Here is a 6,525-nt window from a genome sequence, read left to right as displayed (position 1 = left end):
TGCCGACCGAGGCGGCGGGCCGGGCGGCGGTGACGATCCTGCTGGGCCTGCTCGACGGCGAGGCCGACGAGCACACGGCGCAGGTGCTGGACACGCACCTGATCGTGCGCGCCACCACGGCCCCGCCGTCGGGTTAGCCCCCGAAGACGTTGCGGTCCAGGAACGGGTTGCGGAACTTGCCCTGCGGGTCCAGTTTCCCCGCCAGTGCCCGGAACTCCGCCAGCCGCGGGTATTCCCCCGGGACGCCGTGGAAGAGCTTGCCCCAGTGCGGGCGCGCCCCGAACGGGGCCAGGCGCTCCTCGAGGACCGGCAGCACCGCCTCGACCTCCGGCTGCCGCGGCTGCCAGGTGAAGTGCAGGGCCACCCGGTCGCCGCCGTGGCAGGGGCTGAGCCACAGGTCGTCGCCCGCGATCGCGCGGATTTCCGAGACCAGCAGCAGCGGCGCGACGAGCTCGCCGATTTCGCGGACCGCCCGGATCGCGGCGGTGGCCGCGCCGTAGGGCACGAAGTACTCCGACTGCAGCTCGTCCCCGACGCTCGGGGTGAACGCCAGCGCGAAGTGCGGCAGCCGCTCGTGCCACGGACCCGGCACCCCCTGCTGGGGCGTGCAGTTGTCCGCGGGGATGCCGGCGGCGTGCGCCGGGTGGCGCGGCCCGTCCGCCGGGACCGCGCCGAACAGGCCGGTGCGCCCGGTGCCTTCGCGGCTCTTGACCCACACCTGGTCGATCCGGTCGTTCGCCCAGTTCGTGAACATGCTGACGCTGTAGCCGGCGTCTTCGATCTCGTCGAATTGCGCGTCCGCGGCTTCCCACGGCAGGTCGTCGAACACGTCCTGCCGGACGTCGAACGTGGGGACCACGTCGAGCGTCAGCCGGGTGACGACGCCGACCGCGCCGAGGCTCACGACCAGGCCCGGGAACTCGGCGTCGGCGCGGGTGAAGGTCTTCAGCGAGCCGTCGGCGGTGACCAGCTCGATCCCGGACACCGCCGCGGCGAGGCCGGGCTGGCGGCGTCCGGAGCCGTGGGTGCCGGTCGCGACGCTGCCCGCCACGGTGATGTGCGGCAGCGACGCAAGGTTCGGCAGCGCGAGGCCGGCTTCGTGCAGTTGCTGCGCGAAGTCGCCGTAACGAGCCGATCCGCCGACCGTCACGGTGCCGTCGCCGATCTCGACGCCGGTGCCGAGCGCGTGTAGGTCCAGGAGGAGCCCGCCCGGGGAGTCCGCGATCGTGTTGAAGCAGTGCCGGCTCCCGAGGGCCTTGACGTGCGTCGCGCCGGCGACGGCGTCCTGGACCTCGGCGACGGTCCGCGGGGTCGTCACCGCGTCCGCGTCGTAAGTGAGGTTCCCGGCCCAGTTCGATTCGCCCACCCGCTGTGTCCTTCCGCCGTACTGGATCGCTTCCGACCCTACGCGGCCGCCGCGCGCCAGAAGTCGCGCATCCAGCCGGGCGGCACGGGGTTGTCCTCGCCGACCTGGGTGAGCAGGACGGCCACGGTGCCGGTGGCGGGGACGACGTGCGCCGTGGTGCCGGTGCCGCCGACCCACCCGTACCGGCCCGGGACGTGCCACGGCTCGGTGGCGGCGATGTCCACCGAGCCGCCCATCCCCCAGCCCTGGCCTCCGAGGAAGAGCGCGCCGATCTCGCGGTGCGCCGGGGTGGTGTGGTCGGTCGTCATCAACCGGACGGCCTCGGGGGTGAGCACGCCCGCGCCTCCGCCCAGCAGCATCCGGCCGAACGCGACCCAGTCCCCCGCCGTCCCGGCGAGGCCGCCGCTGCCGAGCGGCAGCGCGGGCATCGTGCGCCACTGCCCGTCCGGCGGATCGGCGAGCACCAGCCCGCCGGCGGTCTTCTTGGAGAAGGCGGTGGACCGGCCGGGCTCGGCCACGAAACCCGTGTCGGTCATGCCCAGCGGGGCGAAGATCCGTTCGGCGAGGAACTCCGGGAAGGACCACCCGGACGCGCGGGCGACGAGCAGGCCCTGGAGCACCGAACACGTGTCGTACAACCAGGATTCCCCCGGCTGGTAGGCCAGGGGGACTTCGGCGAGCCGCGCGAGCCAGACGTCGGGTTCGGGGAAGCTCTGCACCTCGCGGCCGTCGCCCTGCACCGGGAACAGCGCCTGCACGGCCGGGAGCGTGAAGTCCGACGGGAAGCCCCAGCCGGCCTGGCCGGTGAGCACGTCGAACACCGTGATCGGCCGCTTCGCCGGGACGACGTCGTCGAGCGGGCTCGACGGGGTGTGCACGACCTTCGGTTCGGCCAGCTCGGGCCGCCGGCGGCCGATCGGGTCGTCGAGGGCGACGATGCCGTCGTCCACCAGCACCAGCAGCGCGGCCGCGGTGATCGGCTTGGTGATGGAGGCGATGCGGAACAGCGTGTCCTCGGCCATCGGGCGGCTGCCCTCGACGTCGACCGAGCCGACGGCCACGACCTCCCGCCGGGCGCCGGTGTCCACGATGGCCACCGCGCCGGGCAGCGTGCCGGCGTCGACGTGGCGTTGCAGGGTTTCGCGCAGGCTCATGATCCTCCCCAGGGTCGGTCCGACCCTGGTTCAGCGGGCCGGGATGATCGCCTGGTGGGTGCCGGCGAGGCCGTGCGGGCTGAGCAGGCGGCCCATCCGCTTCGGCATCCGCAGCGTGATCGCGCGGTCGAGAACGCGCGCCCCGGGCGCGGCTTCCGCCAGCCGCGTCTCGTAGGCGGTGCAGTCGGCCGGCACCCGCAGCCACGCCGAGACGACGAGGTTGCCCTCCCCCACCACCGCGGCCGACAGCCGGGTCTCCGGCAGCTGCGCGATCGCCGTGCCGGCGCGGTCGAGCTCCGTCGGGTGGACGTCGAGGCGGTAGCCCGCGATCACCGGCCAGCCGGCCGGGACGTGCGCGAGGTCGCAGCGGAAGTCCAGTTCGTGGTTGCGCAGCATCCGGGCGAGGGTGCGCCGCACCGCCGACTCGCTCATCCCGCAGTCGCGGGCCAGCACGGCGTAACTGCGCCGCCCGTCCTCTCCCAGGGACTCGACCAGTGCGCGCAGGTCCCGGTCGTTCCACTGCTGCGGGACGACCAGCCGGGCCTGCACGGCGGTGTCGTCGAGCACCGCCCGCTGCTCCGGGGCGAGCGCGTCGACCAGCCAGCCGCTGCCCTCGCGGTAGACGCGGGTGGCGACGGCGAACCGGACCTCCCGCACCCCGGGCAGGGTGCCGATGCGGCCGGTGACCAGGGCGTCCAGCGCGTCGAGGTCGCGGGCGGCGAGGCCGAGGAACAACGCGAACCGGCTGGTGGTGCGCTCGACGCTGAACACCGACGGCCAGCCGCAGAGCTCGCGCGTCAACGCGCTCAGCGCGTCCGGGCGGCAGGCGAGGTCGACGTAGCCGACGGTGGTCGTCGGCGGCGTCGAGTAGGCGGTGAGCCAGGCCAGCCCGGCGGTCTGCAGCCGTTCCCAGCGGCGGGCGGCGGTCGTCGCGTCGGTGCCGACGGCGGCGGCGATGCGGGTCCACGGCGCCCGCGGGTCGCGCTGCAGCGCCTCCACCAGCGCGAGGTCCGACGCGCTCAACCCCGGGCGCGCCGCTTCCGGCGGCGCACCGGGCGAAACGGGCATGGCGCATTGTGACCTGATCATGACCGGCTGCCAAGGGGCCGCCGGACTCCTCCGGCGGCCCCTTGTCGTCCTCCCGTCGTCCTACCGCCGCCGCAACCGCGGCACCGCGGCCGCACCCGCGACCAGCACGAGGACGCCGCCGAGCACGAACGGCAGCGCGGGGACGTCACCGGGGTCGGCGGCGGGCACCGCGCGTTCCCGGCCGCCGTAGCCGCCGCCCGCGCCGTCGCGGTCGTAGGCCGAGCCCGGCAGCTTGTCCGCGTACCGCCGGTGTAGCGCGGCGCGGTAGTCGGCCAGGGACAGCTTCGTGCCCGCGGCGAGGCCGGTGACCGAGCCGTCCAGGACGGTCACGGCGTCGCCGTGCACCGCGTACCAGGCGTTGACCTGCGGTTCGTGCAGGAGGTAGCCGCCGGCCGCGGCCTGGGCGTACTGCCGCTCGTAGTCGCCGGACGCGACGTTGACGACGGTCCAGGCCGGGCCTTGGCGCTCCGCCCAGACGGTCGCGGGGGTGCCGTCACCGGTCTTCGCCGGGACGGCCACGTAGGCGAGCGCGGCGGGGACGTCCGACTTCCCGGCGACGAACGCCGCGGTCGGCTCGTAGACCGGGACCTGCGTGCGCGGGTCGGTGCTCTGCCGCGCCGCCGTCGCCGCGTGGCTGCCGGGGAACTTCGTCTCGGCGAGGCGGCCGAGGGTGTCCGGGCCGCCGGTGACCTGCCCGATGGCGGCGGTGTCGGCGGCCGTCGGCGCGCCCGCGGGCCCGCTCGCCGCGCTCGCGGCGCCGTCCGTGGTGAGCATCGCGGCGCCGGCCAGCACGGCCACGCCCATCGCTTTCCGCAGCATGCTCATCCCTCGATCCCGTACAGCGTGTGGGTCCACTGGAACTGGTTGTTCGAGCGGTAGGTGTCGTAGTTCATCGAGTTGTAGCGGCTGTTGTTCGGCCACGGGTCGCCGTATTCGACGCGGGTGGCGCCGCCGGAATTGTCATATCCGTAGAGCACGTGCATGTGGCCGCCGCCGGACCGCCAGCCGATGCGCGTGCCGACCGGTTTTCCGGCGTCGATCTGGTTTTTGACGCCGGTGAAGGAAAGCGTCTGGCCGCTCGAGTTGTACGACCCGACGTTCGTGAAGCCGAGGTAGCGGAACACGCGCTGCTGGTCGGACAGGTAGCCCTGGTTGTTGGCGCAGTCGCTGCCGGACTCGTTGTGCGCGATCTGGCAGAACCGGGTCTGGGTCAGGGAGTATCCCCAGAAGGCGGCGATGGTGTTGCCGCTGGCGTCCCAGCACCACTGGTCTTTCTGCTGGGCCTGCATGGTGATCCCGAGATCGGTCCGGGCCGCGGCCGCGGCGGCCGGCGCCTGCAGCGTGCCGGCCGCGACCGAGAGCGCGGCGAGTCCACACAGGACTCGTGAGGTGGTTTTCACGAAGTGCTCCTCCAGCCGGTGACGATTCGACGTGGTGGCACGGAATACTCCGCGCCCGGCACGGTGATCCGGTACCTACCAAGGGAGGATTGCGTTGAGGGGAAACGATTCGGGCGGATCCCGGCAGTTCCGGGACGCCGGATTCCGGCATCGGCTCGGGGCCGCCGGACGGATTCCGGCGGCCCCTGCTTCGCGACCCGGTCAGGACACGGTCGTCGTGCCGAGAACGGCGTCCTGGTCCGGCGGGTCGAGCGTCAGGGCGACGTCGAACTCGCCGAGGCTGCTGTCGGTGACGACGTGCGTGCTCGCGGCGGCGTCGACGCTGCTGGTCGCCTCCCCGGCCGGGGTGCCGGCCGGGACGGTGAAGTCGACCTGCCCGACCGCAGTGAACTTCAGGCTGCCTTCGGCGGGCACCGGCGTCCCGGGGATCGGCAGCTCGACCGGGATCGCGACGGACTGGCCGCCGACCGCGACGTTCACCTGGGACTTGATCGAGCCGGAGAGCTGGGTGGCGCCGACCAGGCGCAGGCCGTCGCCGGCGGCCCGACCGGCGTCGACGTCGAGGCTGAACGGCACCGAGATCGTGCTGCCCGCGGTCGTGGCCGCCGGGATGTCGGCCTTGACCACCACGGCGACCTGCTGGTCACCGATCAGCGGGAACCCGCCCCGGTAGGTGAGCGGCTTTTCGGCGGCCGCGGCCGGTCCGGCGGAAACAATGGCGAGCGCGGCGGCCAGCAGCGCGGCAACGCCGATTCCACGGGTTTTCCGCATTGGTGCGTCCTTTCCTCGTCGGGCTTCGGATACTAGGTGGAAAACTTCCCAACCGGCCACGACTGTTTTCGGTTGCGGGGAAATTTGTCATGGGCGTCGGTCTTCGCCGTCGCGGTTCTTGTCATTCGCCCGCGCGAGAGCGGCGGTGTAGAGCCGGTGTAGCGGCGGGGCGCAGGGTTCTCCTCGCCGGGCCGCCCGCCCGGCCTACTGAGGGAGAAACCATGCGCATGATCTGCCAGGCGGCCGCGCTCTCGGCCGCCCTGCTCTTCGGCGGCGCGACCGTCGCTTCGGCCGCCGTCGCCCCGTCGGAGGTCTACGCGGAGGTGACCGCCGCCGACATCGCCGACCCAGGCGCGGTGATCACCGACTCGGCGGCCGACCTCGCCGCGGCGCGGACCGCGAACCAGGCGATCGCCTGGTTCTCCAGTCGCAACGGCAGCACCGCGTACCAGGGCTACTGCGAGAAGGCGGTCCGCCTGGCGTGGGACCGCGTGACCCACCACGCGAGCGCGATCGACCACTGGCGGTCGTCCGACGGCGCCCGTCACACGACCGGCACCCCGCCGCGCGGAGCGTTCGTGTTCTGGAACATCTCGGCCTACGGCCACGTCGGCATCGCCGACGGAAGCGGCGGAGTCTGGGCGACGAGCGTCAACGGCGCCATCGGCCACGCCCGCCAGGGCTACTTCGCCAACTACCTCGGCTGGAAGCCCGGCAACAGCAACTGAGGTCCGGGGTCGGCGGC

General features: G+C 73.4%; 7 protein-coding genes. 1 reads left to right on the top strand and 6 read right to left on the bottom strand.

Features of this window, described 5'->3' with window-relative positions:
• Positions 1–133: 133 nt before the first annotated feature.
• The 6 genes from ACWDN5_RS45855 to ACWDN5_RS45830 all read right to left on the bottom strand — a co-directional run bounded on the left by ACWDN5_RS45855 (position 134) and on the right by ACWDN5_RS45830 (position 5,780).
• Positions 134–1,366, bottom strand: a complete 1,233-nt coding sequence (locus ACWDN5_RS45855) for an FAD-binding protein (RefSeq protein ID WP_449680691.1) — start codon at positions 1,364–1,366, stop codon at positions 134–136.
• 38 nt (positions 1,367–1,404) lie between these two features.
• Positions 1,405–2,520: a serine hydrolase domain-containing protein gene (locus ACWDN5_RS45850; RefSeq protein ID WP_449680690.1), complete on the bottom strand. Its 1,116-nt coding sequence runs from the start codon at positions 2,518–2,520 to the stop codon at positions 1,405–1,407.
• 30 nt (positions 2,521–2,550) lie between these two features.
• Entirely contained in the window at positions 2,551–3,588 is a 1,038-nt protein-coding gene (locus ACWDN5_RS45845; protein ID WP_449680689.1) for an Lrp/AsnC family transcriptional regulator, read from the bottom strand.
• Positions 3,589–3,669: 81 nt separating this feature from the next.
• Positions 3,670–4,434 carry a hypothetical protein gene (locus tag ACWDN5_RS45840; RefSeq protein WP_449680688.1) on the bottom strand — a complete coding sequence of 255 codons (765 nt, stop codon included), beginning with the start codon at positions 4,432–4,434 and terminating at the stop codon, positions 3,670–3,672.
• Positions 4,431–5,009 carry a papain-like cysteine protease family protein gene (locus ACWDN5_RS45835; protein WP_310976219.1) on the bottom strand — a complete coding sequence of 193 codons (579 nt, stop codon included), beginning with the start codon at positions 5,007–5,009 and terminating at the stop codon, positions 4,431–4,433. The genes ACWDN5_RS45840 and ACWDN5_RS45835 overlap by 4 nt, the downstream gene beginning before the upstream one ends.
• 201 nt (positions 5,010–5,210) lie before the next feature.
• Positions 5,211–5,780 (bottom strand): DUF6801 domain-containing protein, encoded by a 570-nt coding sequence (locus ACWDN5_RS45830; RefSeq protein ID WP_449680687.1) that lies wholly within the window; start codon positions 5,778–5,780, stop codon positions 5,211–5,213.
• Between the two features lie 221 nt (positions 5,781–6,001).
• On the opposite strand from ACWDN5_RS45830, the gene ACWDN5_RS45825 reads away from it, so the two are divergent.
• The gene (locus tag ACWDN5_RS45825; protein ID WP_310976221.1) at positions 6,002–6,508 is read left to right on the top strand and encodes a hypothetical protein; all 507 of its coding nucleotides are present in this window, start codon (positions 6,002–6,004) and stop codon (positions 6,506–6,508) included.
• The last annotated feature ends 17 nt before the right edge of the window (positions 6,509–6,525 follow it).

The organism is Amycolatopsis sp. NPDC003731 (genome assembly GCF_053586895.1).
This window is presented reverse-complemented; position numbering and strand designations above follow the sequence as displayed.